The sequence below is a fragment of the Helicobacter ibis genome (genome assembly GCF_027859255.1).
Taxonomy (GTDB): Bacteria; Campylobacterota; Campylobacteria; order Campylobacterales; family Helicobacteraceae; genus Helicobacter_D; species Helicobacter_D ibis.
Window position 1 is genome coordinate 70,924 of the sequence record NZ_JAQHXR010000003.1, and the last position, 17,172, is coordinate 88,095.

21 protein-coding genes are annotated in these 17,172 nt (G+C 31.6%); 10 read left to right on the forward strand and 11 right to left on the reverse strand.

The features are described 5' to 3' along the window. Positions 1-29 precede the first annotated feature (29 nt). Both PF021_RS06135 and flhB read left to right on the forward strand, forming a co-directional pair. Positions 30-581: a molybdenum cofactor guanylyltransferase gene (locus tag PF021_RS06135; protein ID WP_271021588.1), complete on the forward strand. Its 552-nt coding sequence runs from the start codon at positions 30-32 to the stop codon at positions 579-581. Positions 582-608: 27 nt separating this feature from the next. Next, entirely contained in the window at positions 609-1,673 is a 1,065-nt protein-coding gene (gene flhB, locus PF021_RS06140; protein WP_271021589.1) for a flagellar biosynthesis protein FlhB, read from the forward strand. Here the strand turns inward: flhB and PF021_RS06145 are convergent. From PF021_RS06145 to PF021_RS06195, 11 genes are read right to left on the reverse strand one after another with little or no spacing between them, the layout of a single operon-like run. Continuing rightward, positions 1,670-1,879 carry an alkylphosphonate utilization protein gene (locus tag PF021_RS06145; RefSeq protein WP_271021591.1) on the reverse strand — a complete coding sequence of 70 codons (210 nt, stop codon included), beginning with the start codon at positions 1,877-1,879 and terminating at the stop codon, positions 1,670-1,672. The two genes, flhB and PF021_RS06145, sit on opposite strands and share 4 nt — an antisense overlap. Before the next feature lies 1 nt (position 1,880). After that, positions 1,881-3,023 (reverse strand): FkbM family methyltransferase, encoded by a 1,143-nt coding sequence (locus PF021_RS06150; RefSeq protein ID WP_271021593.1) that lies wholly within the window; start codon positions 3,021-3,023, stop codon positions 1,881-1,883. An 8-nt stretch (positions 3,024-3,031) separates the two neighbouring features. Continuing rightward, positions 3,032-3,619, reverse strand: coding sequence for a CDP-glycerol glycerophosphotransferase family protein (locus PF021_RS06155; protein WP_271021594.1), 588 nt, complete (start codon positions 3,617-3,619; stop codon positions 3,032-3,034). Next, positions 3,540-4,250, reverse strand: coding sequence for a hypothetical protein (locus tag PF021_RS06160; RefSeq protein WP_271021595.1), 711 nt, complete (start codon positions 4,248-4,250; stop codon positions 3,540-3,542). Before PF021_RS06160 ends, PF021_RS06155 begins: the two co-directional genes overlap by 80 nt. Continuing rightward, complete coding sequence (locus tag PF021_RS06165; protein WP_271021596.1) at positions 4,243-4,581, reverse strand: dihydroneopterin aldolase; 339 nt, start codon at positions 4,579-4,581, stop codon at positions 4,243-4,245. Before PF021_RS06165 ends, PF021_RS06160 begins: the two co-directional genes overlap by 8 nt. Next, positions 4,578-5,102, reverse strand: coding sequence for an ABC-type transport auxiliary lipoprotein family protein (locus tag PF021_RS06170; protein ID WP_271021597.1), 525 nt, complete (start codon positions 5,100-5,102; stop codon positions 4,578-4,580). The genes PF021_RS06165 and PF021_RS06170 overlap by 4 nt, the downstream gene beginning before the upstream one ends. Further along, entirely contained in the window at positions 5,099-5,902 is an 804-nt protein-coding gene (locus PF021_RS06175) for an MlaD family protein (RefSeq protein WP_271021599.1), read from the reverse strand. Before PF021_RS06175 ends, PF021_RS06170 begins: the two co-directional genes overlap by 4 nt. 9 nt (positions 5,903-5,911) lie before the next feature. After that, entirely contained in the window at positions 5,912-6,643 is a 732-nt protein-coding gene (locus PF021_RS06180) for an ABC transporter ATP-binding protein (RefSeq protein ID WP_271021600.1), read from the reverse strand. Further along, positions 6,644-7,741: an MlaE family ABC transporter permease gene (locus tag PF021_RS06185; protein ID WP_271021602.1), complete on the reverse strand. Its 1,098-nt coding sequence runs from the start codon at positions 7,739-7,741 to the stop codon at positions 6,644-6,646. Next, positions 7,741-8,466 (reverse strand): thioredoxin domain-containing protein, encoded by a 726-nt coding sequence (locus PF021_RS06190; protein ID WP_271021603.1) that lies wholly within the window; start codon positions 8,464-8,466, stop codon positions 7,741-7,743. The genes PF021_RS06185 and PF021_RS06190 overlap by 1 nt, the downstream gene beginning before the upstream one ends. Positions 8,467-8,492: 26 nt before the next feature. Next, the gene (locus PF021_RS06195) at positions 8,493-9,599 is read right to left on the reverse strand and encodes an epoxyqueuosine reductase QueH (protein WP_271021604.1); all 1,107 of its coding nucleotides are present in this window, start codon (positions 9,597-9,599) and stop codon (positions 8,493-8,495) included. Positions 9,600-9,670: 71 nt separating this feature from the next. Between PF021_RS06195 and PF021_RS06200 the strand changes: the two genes are divergently transcribed. From PF021_RS06200 to PF021_RS06235, 8 genes are read left to right on the forward strand one after another with little or no spacing between them, the layout of a single operon-like run. Continuing rightward, on the forward strand, positions 9,671-10,933 hold the full coding sequence (locus tag PF021_RS06200) for an SLC5/6 family protein (RefSeq protein ID WP_271021605.1): 1,263 nt from the start codon (positions 9,671-9,673) through the stop codon (positions 10,931-10,933). Further along, complete coding sequence (locus PF021_RS06205) at positions 10,930-12,297, forward strand: L-serine ammonia-lyase (protein ID WP_271021606.1); 1,368 nt, start codon at positions 10,930-10,932, stop codon at positions 12,295-12,297. The genes PF021_RS06200 and PF021_RS06205 overlap by 4 nt, the downstream gene beginning before the upstream one ends. After that, on the forward strand, positions 12,297-12,938 hold the full coding sequence (gene bioD / locus PF021_RS06210) for a dethiobiotin synthase (protein ID WP_271021607.1): 642 nt from the start codon (positions 12,297-12,299) through the stop codon (positions 12,936-12,938). Before PF021_RS06205 ends, bioD begins: the two co-directional genes overlap by 1 nt. Before the next feature lie 45 nt (positions 12,939-12,983). Then, entirely contained in the window at positions 12,984-13,535 is a 552-nt protein-coding gene (locus PF021_RS06215) for a DUF507 family protein (protein WP_271021608.1), read from the forward strand. Then, entirely contained in the window at positions 13,535-14,683 is a 1,149-nt protein-coding gene (carA, locus tag PF021_RS06220) for a glutamine-hydrolyzing carbamoyl-phosphate synthase small subunit (protein WP_271021609.1), read from the forward strand. The genes PF021_RS06215 and carA overlap by 1 nt, the downstream gene beginning before the upstream one ends. Beyond that, positions 14,671-15,834 carry an aminotransferase class I/II-fold pyridoxal phosphate-dependent enzyme gene (locus PF021_RS06225; protein ID WP_271021610.1) on the forward strand — a complete coding sequence of 388 codons (1,164 nt, stop codon included), beginning with the start codon at positions 14,671-14,673 and terminating at the stop codon, positions 15,832-15,834. Before carA ends, PF021_RS06225 begins: the two co-directional genes overlap by 13 nt. Further along, positions 15,818-16,444, forward strand: coding sequence for a pimeloyl-ACP methyl esterase BioG family protein (locus PF021_RS06230; protein ID WP_271021611.1), 627 nt, complete (start codon positions 15,818-15,820; stop codon positions 16,442-16,444). The genes PF021_RS06225 and PF021_RS06230 overlap by 17 nt, the downstream gene beginning before the upstream one ends. After that, the gene (locus PF021_RS06235; RefSeq protein ID WP_271021612.1) at positions 16,444-17,163 is read left to right on the forward strand and encodes a methyltransferase domain-containing protein; all 720 of its coding nucleotides are present in this window, start codon (positions 16,444-16,446) and stop codon (positions 17,161-17,163) included. Before PF021_RS06230 ends, PF021_RS06235 begins: the two co-directional genes overlap by 1 nt. Positions 17,164-17,172: the final 9 nt, after the last annotated feature.

A 17,172-nucleotide genomic window follows, 5' to 3' on the forward strand; every position in this document is an offset into this window, starting at 1 on the left:
ATTTTTATCAATTTGCAAAAGGTGATATTATGGTAGGCGTGATATTATGTGGTGGCAGAAGTCAAAGAATGGGAGAAAAAAAGGAGTATTTGAAATTTGCAGATTTCACTCTTGCAGACTATCAAGCAAAAAAAATGAAAGCTAATTTTGAAAAATTATATTTCTCAAGCAAAGAATCTGTGTTAAATTCATATAACATACCAACAATATTTGATAATAGCAATATTTATGCACCTATTTTTGGGCTTTGTAGCTCTTTAGAGTTTATAGATGATGATATTTTTGTTCTTGCGGTTGATACTCCCTTTTTTGTATCTTTTACTAGGCTTATTAATTCTTTTTATGAGATGCAAAGACCAACTTTTGCTAAGAGTAATTCTAAAATCCACCCGCTAATAGGTATATATCCGAAAGATTCGATTAATGTTGTAAAAAAGCATATACAAGAAAATAACTATAAATTACAAAATTTGCTTATATCATTAAAAGCAGATTATGTAAGTATAGATTTAAAAGAAACACAGAATCTAAACTATAAAGAAGACTATAAAGAAGCCTTAAGAATGGTTTATAAATATTGATATAATTTGCGGATTTAAAGGTTATAAATGGCTGATGAAGAAAAGACAGAAGAACCCACCGGGCGTAAGATAGAAAAGGCAAGAGAAGAAGGTAATGTTATAAAAAGCCCTGATGTAAATGCTTTTTTGGGTATGGTTGTTGGGCTTGTGCTTATATTTTTGTGTTTTAGTTTTTGGGTCTCTGGATTAAGTGATATGTTTCATGCGGTATATGGATTGTTTAATAGAGATTTAAACCTAGCAAATTCCATGTCTTTAACTTTGTCGTTGGCATTTGAGACCATATTGCTTCTTGTGCCTATTTTTGCTGCATTGATGATAACTGGAGTTGTTGCAAATGTAGCACAAAGCGGACTTTTATTAACTATAAAGGCAATACAACCAAAGCTTCAAAAGCTAAATGTTATCTCTGGAATTAAGAATCTATTCTCCTTAAAAAAGCTTTTAGATGGCTTTTTGATTACCTTTAAGGTTTTTAGTGCATTTATTATTGCTTTTTTTGTGTTTTTAGGATTCATGCATGAATTAGCAACGGTTTCACTTTTTAATTTGGGCGATCAAATGTTGTGGTTTAGGGATAAAGCATTGATTCTAATTGGCATACTTTTGGCATTTTTCTTAGTTATGGCAGCGGCTGATTATATGTTAAAGCGTTATCAATATTTTAAATCCCTAAGAATGACAAAACAAGAAGTAAAAGATGAGTTTAAAAACCAAGAAGGAGACCAGCAAGTAAAAGGAAAGATTCGCTCACTTATGTTCCAGGCTTCAAAAAAGCGTATGATGCAAAATATACCAAGTGCCGATGTTGTAGTTACAAACCCAACTCACTATGCAGTGGCACTAAGATATGATACACAAAAAGAAAGAGCACCAAGAGTCTTGGCAAAAGGAGTCGATTTAATCGCTCAAAGGATTAAAAAAGTAGCAGAAGAACATGAAATACCAATAATAGAAAACCCACCACTTGCAAGGGCATTGTATAAAGATGTAGATATTGATAAAGAGATTCCAGAATCTCTTTATCAAGCAATGGTTCAAGTGTTAATTAAGGTTCAACAAATTAACGAAGCAAAGAAAAAGAAACTCTAAATTTTCTTTAAAAAACAAGTCTTAAGCACTGCCACACCGCATTTATCAACTTTTGCTTCTATTTCATCATCTTTATTAGTTAGCTTTATGTTTTTTATTGTTGTGCCTCTTTTTATAGTGGAGTTTGCACCCTTTACCTTTAAGTCTTTTATCACACTTACGCTATCTCCAGCGTTTAGTTCTGTTCCATTTGAATCTTTTGCCATTTTAATTCCTTACTTCACAATATAATGCACACTCACCTGAAATAGTAAAATCAATAGGTTTGTGAATAGTAAAACTATATCCTAAATTTAGAGACTCTATAAATGGTTTGATACCAAAAAAGTCATCTGCACTATGATATATGCTAAGTAGCATTGCTGGTTTTTGACTTTTTATAGTCTCTAGTGCTCCTTTTAGGAATTCCATTTCAAAGCCTTCGGTATCTACTTTTATGAATCCTACTTCAATGTTATTTTCCTCTACGAAGCTATCTAGGGTTGTTATGCTTATTTGTTCTTTTTCTTTGTTTTTTATACTACTATCTGTATTGTTTATAGTAGAGTTTGCACCATTTTTCATTATAGATAGATTTTCTTTCTTGGAGCCTAGACCCTTGTTTATAGGTATTATTTTTGTTGCATTATTTAGTTTTATTGTTTCTTGCACTAGCTTGTAGTTATCACTTACAGGCTCAAAGCAGTATATATTTTTGTCTGTGTATTTTTCAAAGATAATGGCACTATCTCCTATATATCCACCAACATCAATTATGTTTTTATTTTTTATTTTATCTAGCGTAGAGAATAGATTCATATTATGTTCATACAGCCATACTGAAGCTTCGTAAAGTGGATTTTTTGGTATGAAATATCCATTATAAAAATACAAATTTTCATCTAGCTTTATTATATTTGTTAGATAGTTATCTCTTAGATTTTCTAGCGCTTTATGTTCTTCTTTGCTTACTCCAGTGTATGATTTATCCTTGCTTAGTGTTGTTAGCTTTAGTCTATTTATTATTCTGTTTACTACTTCTATGCTTTGTGGATCTAGATTCTTGCATAGCCTCTCTAGCCTATCATGCAGATTATTTTGCGTTGTTGCGTTTGCTATATCTTGGGACATATAATGGTTTGCGTCTAGCGTGTGGTTGTATTTGCTTTCTTGTATATGGCATTTATAAAGAAGTCTAGAGCTAATTTTTGTGCTTTCTTTATATAGTGGGATTCCAAAGAGATATGTTGTGGTTTGTGTGTCATATTTTTTATAGTCTATAGTTCTTTTTAATACGCATAGTTTTCCTAGATAGTATTTTTCCTTTACTAATAATCCATTTTCATATCTTAGATTCTTTCTTTGTAGCATTATTTTCCTTACCCAAAAATTTCTCTTATTATATCATTAGCGATTGCTTTTCCAGCATTGCCTTGATTGTAGATTATTTGCTTGTTGGTAAAATTTACTCTTTTTTTCTTCATGTAATCATTATTGTTTATAACCACTTCGTTTATGAAGTTTATTATTTCTTCTTGTGTATATGCTAGATATAGTTTATCTAGTAGGTCTTTGCCATGTTTGGTGAAGCTATCATTTGCTTGTGCTCTCTTTGCTATAAATAGCATTGGCTTTTCTGTAAATAGATACTCTGCCAGAAATGATCCACAATCATGTATCAAAGCACTAGAATCCATAAAAGTTTGTAAGTAATCGCTTGTATCATCGTATGTCATATTTGGTATTCTTGAGATTTTTGTCAGATAAGATTCGACGCTATCATTCCATAGATTTGGATTTTGCTTTATAGTATCAAATAGAAGTGGATGAGGTCTGAAGATAAAGTGTATTTGAGGATATAGCTTTGGTAATTCTAAGAAAAAATCACTAAATTCTAAAAAATTTGATAGCCTTAATCCTTCCCAATTTGTAATAGTATGATGAGGAGAAATTATTATTGTTTTCATATCGCCCCCCCCCCCCAGTCATTTTTGGAGCTGGTAATAGATCCATTTTTGTATAGCCTACAGCTATTACATTATCGTGTGGCATATATTTAGTATTTTGTGTTAATTTTTGTGTTTTTTTATTTTCTACATATATTTTCCAAAGCGTGTTGTATCCTATTTTATTTATTATGTGATTCACATCATAGTTTAATAACCCTGTATAACCATATGGCACATAAACAGTAAGCATAAATTGTGATAAATAAGTTATTCTATATAATTCATGCACTCCAGCATCATATATATTGCAAAAAAATGCAATGTCAATATGTGGCGAAATATCCATATAGCACTGCTTTTCAAAATTGAATACAGAATATACATTCGGATATTTTTGGCGTAAATTTGTAAGTGTTGTTGTAAGCATTTCGTTTATTTTTTCTAAACTTTTAGTAATCATTGGCACTACGAAAATATTTATTACAAATCTAGAATCTTTTTGTAATTCTGTAATTAAAGAATGATATTGGAATGAAGTATCAGAGCATACTAGGATTCCTATACGGATTTTATCTTGCGTTTTTAGTTTTTGTTTTATTGTTTCGTAGTTTTTATGTCTTTGGTTTATAAATTCTATTGTCTCATTCATTTATATCCTTTTTATAGCTTACCTCCATTGATACTTTGCAGTTTTTAAAAATGTCTAGTTTTGTTATCTTTAAAGAAAAGCTATCAATAATTATAAAGCGTTTTGGAATCTCGTTATAAAAAAACTCTAGTGCATCTTCTAGTAGTAAAAAATCATTCTTAAAAGATTCTTCTATAAATTCTTTTATTTTTGAGTAGTCTAAAAACTCTTTATTTTTTTCGTATTTACAAGAAAAATTCACCTCTATTTCTTGTGGATTTTCTCTTTCAAATGGCAGAATCCCTATTATTGCCTTAAGTCTTAGATTTTCTATATTTATCGTATATATCATATTTCACCTAATGCCTCATCTAGTCCAGAGTTTATAGTGCTATTTAGTGCATTTATAATTTTACTAAAATCACCTTCCTCTACTTTTGTGTGCTTTGCTATCCATATTTGTCTCTCTCCTAACTCCAAAATAGCATTAAAAACGGCTTTATTACTAGATTCATCGAAGTATAAATCAAGCACTTTTAGCTTCATACTCTCTGGACTATTATTATCACTTAGTGCTATGCAGTTGTTTTTTGCTATTTTATTTAGTGTTATCTCTAGCATATCTTGCAGATTTGAAGCCCATTTATTCTTTGCAAAATATTCTAGTTTGTTATTGTTTTCTTTGTAAGCTATTTTTGTGCTATTTATCTTTTGCGCCACTTCGATTCCAAGATAGCTTATTGTTATATATTTTTGGCATTCTTTATTATTTAGTGGGGTGTATATTTCATATTTATTTTGTTCTTGTATTTGTTTGCTAAAGCAACCAGCAAATAGTATCGCACTAATTCCTAAAAATAGTATTTGTCTCATCTCTCCTCCCTAGGTCCAAGTTTATTAGTCTTAATTCCAAAAATAAAATCATAAGGAGAAGATTCTATTTCATTTGTGATGCTTTGTGTGCTCTGCAAGATTGAGTCAAATCTTTTTGCACTTTGTTGCAAGTCAAATATAAGAGGTGTAATCATTTCTCTTAAATTATAGTCTCCATTTTTTATAGATTCTTCAAAAACCTCTCTTGTGTTACCAAATTTTAGTATTTCACTCTCTATATTTAGGAGTGTTTTATCTAGGTGTTGTGAAAATTTTGCAAAATTTTCCAAACTAGATTCTATGTTTTGTAGATTCTTATCGTTTAGAAGCATATTTACTTTATATAAACTTGTCTCTAGTTGCTCCATTGCTTTTTCTACTTTGTTTCCTACTCTATCTACCCAGTTTTCTTCAAAGCCTAAGACAGCCTTTTCTCCTTGTGTGAAGTCCCCTTCGTTGCCTTGTATTAATGATAGAAAATTACCACTTGTTAATCCTTGGGAATCTACAAGAATCTTCGCTCCTTTTTTAATGTTTATGTCTTTTTTAATCCATATTACCATTTCTACATTATCGTCTATTAGCTTATAGCTTTTGACAAAACCAACTGGGATTCCCAGGAATCTAACTTGTGTTTCTGAACGAATCCCTTTTGGAAGCTCTGTGTTATATACATAATATTCATTATATTTTGAAATATTTCTATCATATCTACCAATCCAATACACAAAGTAAGCAAGTGCAAATAATGATAATACAAAAAATACACCAATTAGCACATGATTTAGCCTAGCCTCCATTATCTCCTCCTAAATTTGATACAAAAATAAATCCAAAGATTCCGTTTGCCTCTCTAGCTCACTAATAGTTCCTTCAAAAAATATTTTTCTCTCTTTTAAAATTATTAGTCTATTTACTACGCTTTTTACGCTATCCATATCATGCGTTATCATAACTATGCTAATGCCTAAAATATCTCTAAGCTCTTTTATTAGCTCATCAAAATGTCTAGCACTCTTTGGGTCAAGTCCGCTTGTTGGTTCATCTAAAAATAGCACTTTTGGGCTAAGAGATAATGCTCTAGCTAATGCAACTCTTTTTATCATTCCACCACTTAGCTCACTAGGATATAGATTTGCTACTTCAGGCTTTAGTCCAACTTGATGTATCCACATGTATGCAAGATCGTTTATTACTCTATTTGGCAATGAAGTGTATTCTCTTAGAGTAATTGTAATGTTATCAAGCACACTAAGAGATGAAAAAAGAGCACCAAACTGAAATAAAACTCCGCATTTTAGTTTCATCTTTAGAGATTCTTCTTCATCTAGCGTCCATATATTTTTATCTAAAAATCTAACTTCGCCACTTGTAGGAGGCTTTAGAAATATCATTGTATTTAGCAGGGTGCTTTTACCGCTACCGCTTCCACCAAGTATGGCAAATATGTCCTTTTGCTGTATGTTGAAGCTTATATTATCATGGATTATTCTATCTCCATATTTGGTAGTTAGATTTTTTATTTCAATTATATTTTGCATCTACAATCCAAGCTCGGTAAAGATAACAGAACAAATTGCATCAAATGCTATTACTGCAAATATAGATTCAACTACGCTTTTTGTCGTGTGCAAACCTATGCTTCTAGTATCTTTTGCCACTATAAATCCATGATAACACCCAATTAGGGATATTATAAGTCCAAAAAATGGTGCTTTTATCATACCTACCCAAAAATGTCTCTCATCTACCATAGTCAAAAATCTCTCTAAAAACTGCTCCGTGCTTATATCAAGCTGTAGTGAGCTAATAAACATAGAGCCTAAAATCCCAAACAAATCAGCGATGAATACAACCAAAGGCATAATCAAGCATAGGGCTAAGATTCTAGGGATAACTAAAAAAGTAATCGGATTAAATCCCATAACAGACATTGCATCTAGTTCTTGTGTGGATTTCATCATGCCTATTTCTGCACTAAATGAAGATGCACTTCTTCCGGCAATTATTATTGCAGCAATAATTGGCGACATTTCTCTTAAAGTTAGCATTGCACTCATTTCGACTATTAGGATACTTGCACCAAATTGTTTTAGCTGAATTGAGCCTTGATATGCTATTACAATTCCTATTAGAAAACAGGCTAAAGATACTATTCCTACGGCTTTTATTAGAGATTCTTGAGTATGATAGAAAAATGCTTTTACTCTGATATTCTTTGGCTTTATAAAACTTAGTATTACAAGAGAAATAATCTCCCCTAAAAACCCAAACGCAAAATAGAGTTTTTTAGAGAAGCTTTTAATAATTTTGAAGCTATCTTTATGGGCTACTATTATCTCTTCGTGCAGAGTTTTGTCTTTTGGTTTTTGACTGCTATCTAGTTCTTTTAGTATATGTTTGCTTTTTTGATTATAGAGAAGTTCATTTTGGGCAAAGATTCTATTGTTGCACCATGAATGCAGAATCTTGCCACCACAAAAATCTAAATCAAAATCATCATCTAGCTTTAGTGATATTTCTTTATTGTTAGGAATTTGTTCAAGCTGCCTTATGGTGCTACTTGGGATTTTATAGTCCCAAGCACCACCTAGAGTTACTTCGATTTTATTAGAGTAGTTAATCTTAAGAAAGGGCATTATTCTACTTCATAGACAAATGGAACTCCGCGTATTACGCCAGATTCAAATATTTTTTTTGCATTTTTATCTATTTGTGAAGTATTTGTGCCTAGTTGTTTCTTGCTTAGCTCTATATCTTTGTAGTATTTTTTCATTACTTTTATTTTGTCTTTAGTGCTTTTTAGATTCTTTGCTTCATCCATTATTAGTTGTGATTTTACAAATGCATCTCCTTCATGCACAGGTGCAAAAATATATTTTACATTTGCTACTTTTAGTGTGTCTTCTATTTCATCTAAGTGTTTTCTACAATAAGGGCAATCAGGATCGCTAACTACAATTTGTGTAGGAAGATTCTTAGAATTTCCTTCCAAGAATAAATAATCATTATCTGAAAAACTGCTAAATAACTTGTCTAGCACTACCTTGTCTTGTTTGTTTTTTTGGGTTTGTGCTTTGTTCAACTCGCTTCTTATCATGCTAGAATCTTTTTCATCTAGGTGCATAACATTACTAAGACCAAAGAAATAATCTCCATTTTTGTTTGATATTACTGGAAATAGATCTCCGCCCTTTGTCTTTCCTATTACAAAGAAGGCTGGAAAGCTCTTTAACTCTTTTTTAAACTGCACTTCTATTTCTATATCTGCTACTTCTTTTATTGTTTTTTGGAAGTTTTTGTCAAAATTTGCATTTGCAAATACACTGCTAATTAATAATGCTATTACAAGTATTTTTTTCATAAATCTCCTTTTAGTAAAAGTAAAGATTATACTACAATAAAGCTTTCAAATATTTCATCTTGTGATATTGCGTCAATCTCTAGCATAAAGCTTCCATAAAACTTATCTTTTATTATTACAATAGGCGAGGTAAAGAGGCCATTGTCGCTAAATTTTAGTCTCAAGCTTAGCTGTATTTTCTCATCTAAGCCATTTTTCAATAGAGATTCAAAACTATCGTATTTTATTTGTTCTTTAATAGAATCAAAGAGTATAAAAATTGCCCCTTCTTTTTGGGCATAGCCTATATTGTTATGCCAAAATTCTATTTCACTCTTTAGTGGTTTTTTAAGATATGAGTAGCTACAAATAAAGCTAGGAATCACAACGCTCTCTACTCTTAATAGGCCTTTTAAAATTCTGTATGCTAGAACTTTTTGTCTTATCATTTTATATTTTGTGTTATTTTTTTCTAATTCTTCTCTTGTTTTGAAGTTTTTTATCCTTATTTTTGGCAGTGTGCTACTATCCTTTGGTAGTGATAAAGATGAAAAAAGTTCAAATGGCATTTTTTTTGATTGTTCTCTTTGTTTGCTTAGTCCAAATATACAACCACAATAATTTTGTCTATATAGATTCTCTTCTTTTGCGATTTTGCTTTGTATTTGTGTGCCACCATTGCTTCTGACGTCTATTGGCAGGAAGTTTAGACTATATTGTTGTGCTATTTTTGTGCCTTGAGTATATAGTTCGTTTTGTGTTTTCATGGGACTTGCTAGAAGTGTTGTTGTAAATTCTACACATTTTAATTCTTTTGCAATTTTCGCAGAACTCTTTAGCCGATAATCAAAGCAATAAGAGCATCTAATGCCCTTTTCTGGTTCATTTTCCATACCTTTTGCATTTTCTAGCCATTCTTTATCATCATATTTGCCTTCAACCAACGGAATCCCAAGTCTTTGGCAACTTCGCCTTACATCATCTAGTCGCATTTTGTATTCTTCATATGGGTGTATGTTTGGGTTGTAAAAATATCCGCAGAAATTCTTTTCTGGGTATTTTTGTAACAATTGAGTTAAAAAATGATGACTATCTACGCTACAACATATATGAACTAGTGTTGTATTTGTATCTTTAAAGTTAAATGCACTCACTATTTTGCCTTTTTTTGCTATTATAATTCCGCAATTATATTGAAAATATAAGCTTTTTTGGAGGTTTTTTAATGCAATGGAATAAATTTGACAATAGGTGGATGTTATCCTTGTTTGGGACGGCAGTTGGTGCTGGAATCTTGTTTTTGCCAATTAGAGCTGGGACGGGAGGATTTTGGCCTGTTGTTGTTATGACATTATTAATTTTTCCTATGGTTTGGCTATCTCATAGAGCACTTAGCAGATTTGTCAATGAATCTAAAAGTGTTGAGCATGATATAACTCACGCAGCTGAAGAGTATTGGGGCAGAAATGTTAGTTTTTTTATAACAATATTGTATTTTTTTGCTATTTATCCTATTTGTTTGGCTTATGGTGTTGGTATTACAAATACATTTGGTAGCTTTTTTGTTAATCAACTTAAGCTAGAGGGGCTATATGATCCAGAGACCATGACTATGTATCCAGCAGTTAGAATGGGCTTAGCATTTGTTCTAGTTACTGCTATGATGTCTGTTATGGTGCTAAAAGAAGAAGTAGTAACAAAAGCCTGTAATGCACTTGTTTATCCTTTGTGCTTAGTGTTGTTTGGTTTTTCTCTATATTTGATACCTCATTGGAAGTTAGAAATAATACAGACTTCACCTAGCTTAAAAGAATTTTTAGAAGTTGTTTGGCTTACTTTACCTGTGCTTGTTTTTGCTTTTAATCATTCTCCTGCAATTTCTACATTTACGCTTAGCGTAAGAAGAGAGTATGGAGAAGAAGCTTCAGTTGCAAAGGCGAATCAGATTCTATTTAGAACTTCTTTAATGCTTTTAGCATTTGTTATGTTTTTTGTATTTTCTTGTATTTTGTGTTTAGATTCTAGTGATTTTGCCGCCGCTAGAGAGGCAAATATTCCTATTCTTTCTTATTTTGCAAATAAATTTGATACTCCTATTATTTCTTATGGAGCACCTTTGGTTGCATTTTTGGCTATTGTTAGTTCGTTTTTTGGGCATTATTTTGGTGCTTATGAGGGATTAAATGGAATTGTAAGAAAAGCAGTAAAAATGAGTGGTAATGAAAACCCAAACATAAAAGTAATTAAAGTATTTAGTACATTATTTATGTATATTACAATAATTATCGTAGCTTATATTAATCCAAGTATTTTAGGATTCATAGAGGATTTAGGCGGTCCTATTATTGCTATGATTTTATTTATCATGCCAATGATTGCTATTTGGAGTGTTAGTAAATTTAAAAAGTATAAAAACCCAGCATTAGACGCTTTTGTAATTATTACTGGGCTTTTAACTATAACTAGCGTTGTATATAAATTATTATGAGTAATTTAAGTATCTTTAAAATAGGTATAGGACCGAGTTCATCGCATACTCTTGGTCCTATGATTGCTTCTAATTTATTTTGTGAATTATTAATAAACAAGAATCTTTTAGATATAACACACACCATAAAATGCACTCTTTATGGCTCTCTTAGCTTAACTGGTAAGGGGCATTTGAGTGATAAGGCATTGATGTGGGGACTAAGTGGGATTACGCCAAAGATGGCTACACCAAAGATTCAGCAAGAAGTTTTGGATTTGGTGCTTGATAATAAAATTTTAAATCTACATTCTTGCAAAAAAATAACCTTTGATTATGAAAAAAATATAGAGTTTTGTAACGATTTTCTACCATTACATGAAAATGGGCTTGAATTTTTTGCGTTAAATAGTAACAATGAAATTTTATTGCAAGAGAGATATTATTCAATAGGCGGTGGATTTGTCAAAACCGAGCAGGAAATGCAACAAAACGATGACAAAGAAACGCAAAAGCTTGATATATCTATAAATAATGCAAAAGAATTAATACTAGAAGCTAAAAAGAGAAAGAAAAATCTATCAAAAATATCTATGGCGTATGAAAGGCAGTTTCATAGCAAAAGTCATATAGTTGAGTATTGTCTTTCTATGTGGCAGGTAATGCAAGAATCTTTTAAGAGTGGTTGCAACCCATCATCTTTGGAGCTTCCCGGACCTTTAAAGCTTCATAGGAGGGCAAAAGAACTAAGCGAGAGGATAAAGCCAAGCACCGATCCATTTGGTATTTTAGATTATGTTAGTTTGTATGCAATTGCTATTGCCGAAGAAAATGCTGGTGGCGGTAGGGTTGTTACTGCACCTACAAATGGTGCATGTGCTGTGATACCAAGTGTAATGTTGTATTTGAAAAATCATAGCGTAGGTTTTAGTGATGAGACGGCGGTTGATTTCTTGTTATCTGCTATGATGATAGGCTCACTGTATAAGAAGAATGCCTCAATTAGTGGTGCCGAAGCAGGTTGTCAAGCTGAAATTGGATCTGCTAGTTCTATGGCTGCCGCTGCTATGGTTAGTGTACTTGGTGGAAATATAGATCAAGCATGTAGTGCGGCTGAAATTGCTATGGAACATCACTTGGGGCTTACTTGTGATCCGGCTTTTGGGCTTGTGCAAATACCATGTATCGAAAGAAATGCTTTTGGGGCTATAAAAGCAATATCAGCTGCAAGAATGGCTATGAATCGTAAAAGCCACCCAGTAGTTAGTCTAGATAATGTAATAGCTACGATGTATCAAACAGGCAAGGATATGAATTCAAAATATAGAGAAACTGCACTTGGTGGATTAGCAAAAACACTAAGCAAAAGTAAAAGTGTGTGCTAATGCGTGTATGCACATGTGGGATTCATACTGGAGTTGGGAAAACTTCCGTAAGTGCCGCTTTGTGTTACGCGTTTATGCTGGATTATTTTAAGATAGTTCAAGCAGGAAGCGGTGTGTATAATGGAGAAAACATTATAGAAGATAAAGAAGTGATAGCCTCTTTAAGTAATGCCAGAATATTTAATAATGGAATTACTCTAAAAGCTCCAAAAAGCCCTCATATAGCGATGAAAGAAGAGGGTATTTTGTATAGCCTAACTGATATAAAGATGCCAGCTTCAGAGAATCTTGTAATAGAGAGTGCAGGTGGAATACTAACTCCACTTGATGGTAAAAGTTGTATGCTTGATTTTGTGCTGTTGCATAACTTGCCAGTTATATTGGTATCTAGTAATTATTTGGGTGCTATAAATCATACTCTTTTGAGTTTAGAGATTCTGAAAGTTAAAAAAATCAATGTGCTTTTTGGAATCTTTAGTGGTGGAGTAGATATTAATTTTTCTAGTTTTATAGAAAGTTACAGCGGGGTCAAATTTTTCAACTTTAAGCATTATTCATCAAAAGACGAGTTTATAAAAAATGCTGATTTATTAAGGGAGGAATTGCAAAATAGCGAATTTAAAAACTGCTTTAAACTTTAAGACAAAGAATTGTAGAATTTTATAAAAATTATCTAAGGTATAACAATGAAATTTAAAGTATCTCATGCACCTTATATTGGAAATAAAATAGCTATTGATTTGGCAAATTGTAATTTTGTGAGCTTATTACATGGTTTGGATGGTATTGTAAAGGTAGCTAGTGAGCTTTTGACTAAGAATATACAAGAAGAATTAAAAATCGAAGAAAAAGCAAGAGAAATAGTAGAGGAAAATTCAGAAGAAATAGAATTTATGCAAGCTGATGAACATCAATTGTTTTGGAAAGTTAAAAGACATATTGCACAAGAATCGGATTTTGAACTAAATTTTGAAGATAGATACAATAAGTTATCACATAATATTATGCAAGAACTTTTAGATGAAGATTTAATAGATTTTTCTGTATCTGAAGTAATGGTGAAAAATATAATTTTTAAAGCTATAAATAGCTACTCAAAGGCATATAGTGAGATAGAAGATTCAATTTATGACAAAATTAGTAACTATAAAAGAAAAATAGTCTTTGGAAGCGAGGAGTTTGACTTAATATTTGATAAGCTCTATGAAGAAGAGCTAAAAAAGAAAGGCTTTTTATAATGCAAGAATTACAAAAGGCGTGGATATATTTAGAAAATGGCGATTTTTACGAAGCTAGGAGTTTTGGTGCTAGTGGAAGCTATGTTGGAGAAATAGTTTTTAACACTTCTCTTAGTGGTTATCAAGAAATATCAAGTGATCCTAGCTATGCAGGGCAGTTTGTGTGTCTAACAATGCCAGAGATAGGTATCGTTGGCGCTAATAATCAAGATATGGAATGTGTCAAGATTTACGCAAAAGGAATTATTTGTAGAAACTATAATGAGTTTTTTTCAAATTTTAGAGCGGATTTTAGCTTTGGTGAGTTTTTGAGGGCAAATAATTGCATGGGGATTTGTGGCATTGATACTAGGAAGCTTACTAAGAGTATAAGGACAAATGGTTCTATGATGATGATAGCTTCAAGCGAAATATCTTCTAAAGATGAGTTAAAAGAAATGCTATCAAAGTCTAAGAGAATAGAAGATATAAACTATATAGAAGAGGTAAGCACAAAGGAAGCTTATAATTATTATTTTGGGAAATTTGACTTTAATACTATGGCATATGAAACCCCAAATACTTCTAAAAAAATAGTAGCAATTGATTTTGGTATTAAAAGAAGCATTCTTCAACAATTGGTAAATGCTGGATTTAGCGTATCAGTAGTGCCAAATACTACAAAGGCTAGTAAGCTTATAGAGGGGTATAAAAATAGCGAGTTTGATGCTATATTTTTATCAAATGGTCCGGGAGACCCTCAAGTGCTAAGTTCTGAAGTGGCAGAAATATCTAGTCTAATTGAAGCAAAAATTCCTATTTTTGCTATATGTTTAGGTCATCAGCTTATATCTTTAGCAATGGGATATCCTACATATAAACTACCTTTTGGTCATCATGGTGGGAATCACCCAGTAAAAAATACACTAACAAATAAAATTGAAATAACTGCACAAAATCATAACTATTCTGTGCCAGATGATATAGTAAAAATTGCAGATATAACTCATGTTAATTTGTTTGATAACACTATTGAAGGGCTAAAGTATAAGGACTATCCTATATATTCACTGCAACACCATCCAGAAGCAGGTCCTGGTCCATTAGAATCTACAGCCATTTTTAGAGAGTTTGCAGAGTTTATAAATAGTGTTAAATGCAGCAAATAAGTAAGATATTAGAATCTTTAAAACAAGAATCTAACTTTAGGGAGCTATTTGTTCAGATTCACAATGGTAAGCATATCTACAAAAACAATAAAAAACTCCTAAACTTAGCTAGTAATAATTATCTTTGTGCAAATGATTTTGTAGATGAGTTTTTAGATTCGAAGTTATTTTCTGATAATTTGCATTTTAGCAGTTCCTCATCGCGTAGTTTGAGTGGTAGCTTTAGTGTGTTTTTTGAGTTTGAGGAATATTTATCTGAAGTTTTTAACAAAGAATCTCTGCTTTTTAATAGCGGATACCATGCAAATGTTGGAATTGTTAGTGCTTTGGCAAGCTTGGATAATGTTTTATTTGTGGTGGATAAGAGTATCCATGCAAGTGTTATTGATGGATTAAAGGGGTTCAAAAAAACCAATTTTAAGAGATATTTGCATAATGATATGGAATCTTTAGAGATAATCTTGCAAGATAGCAGTAAATATGAAGCAGTTTTTGTGGTAAGCGAGGGGCTATTTAGCATGGAGGGTGATTTTGCAAAGCTACAAGAGCTAGTTAGCTTAAAGAAAAAATACAAAAATATGTATCTTTATATAGATGAGGCACATAGTATAGGCATAGTTGGGAGAAGTGGGCTTGGATTATCACATTATTATGAGCTTTTAGATGAGATTGATATTTTAATCTTAACATTTGGTAAGGCTATTTCTAGCTTTGGGGCTTGTGTGTTATGTCATGGTGAGTTTAGAGATTATTTTATAAACAAAGCAAGAAGTCTTATATATTCAACCGCATTGCCACCTCTTAGCGTTGCTATGAGTTATTTTGTCTTTAAAAAGCTAGAATCTATGCAAGATAGGAGAGAACACTTAAGTGATATTTCAAAATATCTCAAAGATTCTCTAAAGCAATTGCCATATGAGATAATGGGAGATTACAACATTATATCAATTGTTCTAAAAGAGAATAAAAAAGCTGTGCATTTTCAAAAAATGCTAGAAGAAAGGGGATATTATCTACCAGCAATCAAAGAGCCTACAATACCAAAAAATAAGGCTTTACTTAGAATCTCACTATGCTCTAACTTTGGATATGAAGAGCTATCGTTATTTGTTCGAGATATTATAGAGATTGATAATGAATATTTATCATAAATCAAATAATAATAAAGATATAACATTAATTTTTGGTGGATTTGCTAGTCATTATAGTCATTTTTTGCCATTTTTTGGTGAGAATATAGTCGTTGTATATGGCTATAATACTTTAAAAGGTGATAATTTAGTAAAGCTATTACAAGAAAATAATATGCAAGTTAATAAAGTAGTAGCATTTTCTATGGGAGTGTGGGTTTTTTATATGCTATATGAATCTTTAAGAGATTTTGTCAAAAATTCGACAAAAGTTGCGGTAAATGGTACTGGGTTTGGCATAGATAGAGCGTATGGGATAAATCCTAATCTCTTTAAAGCGGTATATAGAAATTTTGATTTTCAAAGTTTTGTTAAGAATCTATTTGGGAGGTTTAGGAGTGAAGATTTTTTGTTTTTAGAGATTTCTGTCTTAAAAGATGAGTTGTTATTTTTTATAAAGAATAAAGAAGCCCCAAAACAATATATTTCTTGGGATAAGGTTTATATCTCAAAAGATGATTCGATTTTCTCTAGCGAATCTCAAGTGCGGTTTTGGGAAAGAGAGGGGCTTTTAGATAGGGTTGTTTTTATTGATTCTCCGCATTTTGCGTTTTTTACTTTGGAGATTTAATGAAATATATTGCCAGAAAGTTTTTAGATTCAAAAGATAGCTATTTAGATAATGCATTTGTCCAAATACAAATGCAAAATGAGTTAATACAAATTGCTAAAAAACATAGTTTATGCAAGATAGATTTTAAAAATGTGCTAGAGATTGGTTGTGGCAGTGGAGGGCTATCACAGCTTATAGCAAAATATATACGATACAAAAAATTTCTAGCCATAGATATTGCGCCATTTGGAGAGTGTCTTTCTTCATTGAATATGGAGTTTAGGCTATTAGATATGAATAGCTTAGAATCTTTAGATAATAAATATGATCTTATTGTTTCAAACGCTGCACTGCAATGGGGGAATCAAAAAGAGATTCTTATAGGAATTAACAAGATAAGCAGTAGAGATTCTTATTTGCTACTTGGAATCTTTGGAAAAAATAATCTAAAAGAAATAAGAGATATTTGTGGTGTTGGGCTTAGTTATTTTGGTGTTGATGATTATAAGAGAATGCTTGATGGCTGGAGGATTTTAGAATGCTATTCACAAGTGAAAAAAATACATTTTAAAAACCCAATAGAAGTTTTTAGACATTTTAAAAACACAGGAACAAACTCGCTAAGCAATAACTTTAGACTTACAAAGAAAATATTAAACAAAATAGAAAAAGAAGCACAAAATACAATCACTTATGAGCCTATTTATATCTTGGCTAAAAAAGCTATTCTTTATTAAACAAATGAT

Excerpts from the sequence above, each read along its gene's own strand:
- PF021_RS06135 (WP_271021588.1), top strand. The coding sequence starts at position 30 with ATGGTAGGCGTGATATTATGTGGTGGCAGAAGTCAAAGAATGGGAGAA.
- flhB (WP_271021589.1), top strand. The coding sequence starts at position 609 with ATGGCTGATGAAGAAAAGACAGAAGAACCCACCGGGCGTAAGATAGAA.
- PF021_RS06145 (WP_271021591.1), bottom strand. The coding sequence starts at position 1,879 with ATGGCAAAAGATTCAAATGGAACAGAACTAAACGCTGGAGATAGCGTA.
- PF021_RS06150 (WP_271021593.1), bottom strand. The coding sequence starts at position 3,023 with ATGCTACAAAGAAAGAATCTAAGATATGAAAATGGATTATTAGTAAAG.
- PF021_RS06155 (WP_271021594.1), bottom strand. The coding sequence starts at position 3,619 with ATGAAAACAATAATAATTTCTCCTCATCATACTATTACAAATTGGGAA.
- PF021_RS06160 (WP_271021595.1), bottom strand. The coding sequence starts at position 4,250 with ATGAATGAGACAATAGAATTTATAAACCAAAGACATAAAAACTACGAA.
- PF021_RS06165 (WP_271021596.1), bottom strand. The coding sequence starts at position 4,581 with ATGATATATACGATAAATATAGAAAATCTAAGACTTAAGGCAATAATA.
- PF021_RS06170 (WP_271021597.1), bottom strand. The coding sequence starts at position 5,102 with ATGAGACAAATACTATTTTTAGGAATTAGTGCGATACTATTTGCTGGT.
- PF021_RS06175 (WP_271021599.1), bottom strand. The coding sequence starts at position 5,902 with ATGGAGGCTAGGCTAAATCATGTGCTAATTGGTGTATTTTTTGTATTA.
- PF021_RS06180 (WP_271021600.1), bottom strand. The coding sequence starts at position 6,643 with ATGCAAAATATAATTGAAATAAAAAATCTAACTACCAAATATGGAGAT.
- PF021_RS06185 (WP_271021602.1), bottom strand. The coding sequence starts at position 7,741 with ATGCCCTTTCTTAAGATTAACTACTCTAATAAAATCGAAGTAACTCTA.
- PF021_RS06190 (WP_271021603.1), bottom strand. The coding sequence starts at position 8,466 with ATGAAAAAAATACTTGTAATAGCATTATTAATTAGCAGTGTATTTGCA.
- PF021_RS06200 (WP_271021605.1), top strand. The coding sequence starts at position 9,671 with ATGCAATGGAATAAATTTGACAATAGGTGGATGTTATCCTTGTTTGGG.
- PF021_RS06205 (WP_271021606.1), top strand. The coding sequence starts at position 10,930 with ATGAGTAATTTAAGTATCTTTAAAATAGGTATAGGACCGAGTTCATCG.
- bioD (WP_271021607.1), top strand. The coding sequence starts at position 12,297 with ATGCGTGTATGCACATGTGGGATTCATACTGGAGTTGGGAAAACTTCC.
- PF021_RS06215 (WP_271021608.1), top strand. The coding sequence starts at position 12,984 with ATGAAATTTAAAGTATCTCATGCACCTTATATTGGAAATAAAATAGCT.
- carA (WP_271021609.1), top strand. The coding sequence starts at position 13,535 with ATGCAAGAATTACAAAAGGCGTGGATATATTTAGAAAATGGCGATTTT.
- PF021_RS06225 (WP_271021610.1), top strand. The coding sequence starts at position 14,671 with ATGCAGCAAATAAGTAAGATATTAGAATCTTTAAAACAAGAATCTAAC.
- PF021_RS06230 (WP_271021611.1), top strand. The coding sequence starts at position 15,818 with ATGAATATTTATCATAAATCAAATAATAATAAAGATATAACATTAATT.
- PF021_RS06235 (WP_271021612.1), top strand. The coding sequence starts at position 16,444 with ATGAAATATATTGCCAGAAAGTTTTTAGATTCAAAAGATAGCTATTTA.